This is a genomic window from Klebsiella sp. C360, from assembly GCF_048822415.1.
Lineage (GTDB): Bacteria > Pseudomonadota > Gammaproteobacteria > Enterobacterales > Enterobacteriaceae > Klebsiella > Klebsiella quasipneumoniae.
The window spans coordinates 1-2,282 of the sequence record NZ_JBMEZZ010000045.1 but is presented as its reverse complement, the minus strand read 5'-3'; the positions used below and the strand labels follow the sequence as shown (position 1 = coordinate 2,282).

The 2,282-nt window shown below is 51.7% G+C and carries 6 protein-coding genes; all 6 read right to left on the bottom strand.

The window, feature by feature from the left end; all coding sequences use genetic code 11:
* Positions 1-253: 253 nt before the first annotated feature.
* A complete protein-coding gene (locus tag ACOI7D_RS27710) occupies positions 254-667 on the bottom strand; it encodes a helix-turn-helix domain-containing protein (RefSeq protein ID WP_023280875.1) in 414 nt (137 codons plus the stop codon).
* On the bottom strand, positions 668-946 hold the full coding sequence (locus tag ACOI7D_RS27705; RefSeq protein WP_004152721.1) for a helix-turn-helix domain-containing protein: 279 nt from the start codon (positions 944-946) through the stop codon (positions 668-670).
* Positions 936-1,256, bottom strand: coding sequence for a type II toxin-antitoxin system RelE/ParE family toxin (locus ACOI7D_RS27700; protein WP_004152720.1), 321 nt, complete (start codon positions 1,254-1,256; stop codon positions 936-938). Before ACOI7D_RS27700 ends, ACOI7D_RS27705 begins: the two co-directional genes overlap by 11 nt.
* 80 nt (positions 1,257-1,336) lie before the next feature.
* Positions 1,337-1,561: a hypothetical protein gene (locus ACOI7D_RS27695; RefSeq protein ID WP_004152719.1), complete on the bottom strand. Its 225-nt coding sequence runs from the start codon at positions 1,559-1,561 to the stop codon at positions 1,337-1,339.
* Between the two features lie 10 nt (positions 1,562-1,571).
* The gene (locus tag ACOI7D_RS27690) at positions 1,572-1,784 is read right to left on the bottom strand and encodes a hypothetical protein (protein WP_004152718.1); all 213 of its coding nucleotides are present in this window, start codon (positions 1,782-1,784) and stop codon (positions 1,572-1,574) included.
* Positions 1,785-1,844: 60 nt separating this feature from the next.
* Complete coding sequence (locus tag ACOI7D_RS27685) at positions 1,845-2,201, bottom strand: hypothetical protein (RefSeq protein ID WP_004152717.1); 357 nt, start codon at positions 2,199-2,201, stop codon at positions 1,845-1,847.
* Positions 2,202-2,282: the final 81 nt, after the last annotated feature.

The following is a 2,282-nucleotide window of genomic DNA, read 5'->3' as shown; positions in this document are numbered from 1 at the left end:
AGCGCAGCTGGCCGGGAGCCGAAGGTGTCCAGTGTGGGTATGCTTTTAAAGCCTTTAAGGTTTAAAAATAGGCATCACAGCAGGGAGAAGAAGAGGAAGCAGGCAGACAGCAGGCAGCAAACAGGGAAGACGCGGAAAGGAAATGCGGGCGGCGCGTCAGCGCGGCCAGGTTTTCCCGGCGCCGCAGGCGCGCGGTCTTTCGAGGCGCGGCCAGACGGGGACCGATGCCCCCTTCGCCTGCTCTGTTCCCGAATCAGTCAACAAACATCGAGACCGGGATTTGAAATCGATTTGCCAGCGCCCGCATGTGATCAAAGGTCAGACTGCGTTCACCACAGAGGAACCGGCTGACGAGCGATTTATTACCTATCTCGTTTTCGAAATCGGACTGAGAAAGCCCGTATTGCTGCATAAGAACCCGCAGCAACGATACACCGTTTTTGCCTGCTTCGAAGCGCGTATTAAATTCTTCAAATTCCACCGCGTTATCTTCCCAGGCATCGATGCGGGCAGTCAGCATATCAACCAGCGGGCTGTCCGGATCATGTTCCAGAAGATATTCAACGAGTTTACGTGCCTCTTCGTAATCTTTGCGGGACGAACTGCCGCCCAGCAGAGGGACAATACTCGCCAGGTCATTCACCGCTTTATTGGCATCGCTAATCATTCAAACCTGCTGAATTTTAAAGTTAACACCGCAGGCTCTGGCGTACCGAACCAGCGTCTGAATACTCATTCGCGAAGCGTTCTTCTCCATACGTGAGATAGTAGGCGCTTTGATGCCCATACGTTCTGCAACCTGTGCCGACGTCAAACCCGCTTCTTTTCTCCATGTTGCTAAGGTTTCCCGAAGTAGCTCCGAGGCTTCTTCTGCCTCGAATGCCGCGCTGTACTCATGATCGTTCATTGCTTCGGTATGAACCTGGCTAAGGGTTTTATATTTCATTCTGCATTTCCTCCAGTCTGCGAAGTGCCTGATCTATTTCTGCCGGGGGCGTTTTTGGCGATTTTTTGATAAAGATCCGAAGTAGAAAAATACGTTCACCACTCTGATATACCCAGATTCCGCGGGCGATATCTGCCCCCATTGTACGTATTTCGAAAAGGCCGTTTCCAAGCGGCTTGGTATCTGGCTCGCGTAGCTGGCGAGGGTTTGCTTCCAGCTTCATGAGTAGCCTGGCCATTTTTGCACGAATGGCAGCAGGCAGAGCCGTAAACTCTTTTTCAGCCTCATCATGAAAGATGACTGTGAACATGAATGTAATCTCTGGTCCGTATGTGCACACATTAGCTCAAAAGCTAACTTAGCTCAAGAGCTAAGTTAGCTGGCTTCTCACTACCCGACCTTTACGACTTCAATGCCCAGGATCAGAGCGATGAATTCTGCTTTGTTCTGAAGCAACCAGGTGCGTGCTTCGGGTGCCTGAGCTTTGCTGATATCGATATCAAACTGATTAAGCGCTGCAGCATCGGCGTGTCCAAGTGTAATACCGCGCCACTGCATCCCTGCAAAATAGGCGTTCCCTGCCCCCTGCTGGATTTTTCCTTTCACGTGTTCCATTGCCCAGACCTCATTTCACACCCAGACGGCGGAACATATCGGCGATGATATTCCGGCGCGTATATGAAGCACCTGCGGCTTTCAGATCGGCCAGCACGTTATAGGCGTAACTGGCATCCTTTCCATGAAAAGCGATCACCTTTTCCGCTTTTGGTTCAAAACAGGATGGGGAAGTTTCCCGAAAGAAAGCCTCTGATGAGTGTTGATGGCCGTATACTTTCATTTTGCGTTACCTCTGGTCTTTAAGGGATGGCAGCGATACGCCGCCATCCGTGTTTATTTCTCAGCAGTCGTTTGCCGCCAGTTCACTCATCAGTACATCCCGTGCTTCCAGCGCGCGTTCCTCTTCGGCTAGCGTCAGCAGATAGCCGCGCTTTGCCGCAGCGCCCATTAACACCGGACGGTCTTTCAACGGCAGCGCATCCAGATAATCCAGCGCACCACCCAGCAGATGGGCCTGATACAGCTCGTAATGCATACCGCAGCTCCGACCAGCCTTTTTCTCGATACGTTCAAGCACTACATCGGCGCGGATAACATCGAACGGGTTTCGGGAATGAATGTTGCGCACAAAACCGTCAGTCCGGAGGGTTGTGCTTTCTTTGGTGGAGGGTTTTTCGTTGACGTTTTGTGTGCTCATCCAGCTTTCTCCTTTGTCTGTTTTTCTGCCTTTTAAAACCATCACCCGTTGAGTTGCCGGGGCCGCGGTTTTGACTTTGTG